Origin of the sequence: Streptomyces noursei (assembly GCF_001646665.1) — a bacterium.
GTDB lineage: Bacteria > Actinomycetota > Actinomycetes > Streptomycetales > Streptomycetaceae > Streptomyces > Streptomyces lavendulocolor.
Window position 1 is genome coordinate 1 of record NZ_LWBU01000018.1, and the last position, 449, is coordinate 449.

Annotated in this window: 1 pseudogene; it reads right to left on the reverse strand. The window is 78.6% G+C overall.

From position 1 onward, the window contains the following. Nucleotides 1-449, reverse strand: a pseudogene (locus A4V12_RS38250) (hypothetical protein); the annotation flags it as partial.

Sequence of the window (449 nt, forward strand, 5' to 3'; positions counted from 1 at the left end):
CCGGTGCGCCGGGCCACCTCCGCCTCCAGGCGCTCCACCCGGGACTTGAGGATGAACTCGCCGCTCTCGGCGACCTCGCGGAAGACCTCGACGAGGTCCTCGGTCCAGTCCTCGAAGCGGGCGGACCAGTCGGCGTAGGGGACGGGGGCCGGGGTCGCGGGCGCGGCGGGCGGGGGGGCGGGGGCGGAGGGGCACGAGGGGGGGCCCGAGAAGGCGTGGGCGGGGGGGGGGGGCGCGGGCGGGCCCCGCCACGAGGCGCGGCGGGTGCCGGTGACCGTGGCGCGGGCGCGGGCGACCAGCTGGGTCAGCCGGGCCGTGAGCACGGGATCAGGAGCGCTGGACTGGAGGAGGGAGAGGTGGGTCGCGGTGCGCTGGTAGAGCGCGACCAGCTCGTCCGCCTCGGCCCCGGTCAGACGGCGGCCGCGTCGCAGGAGGTGGTCCAGACGGTC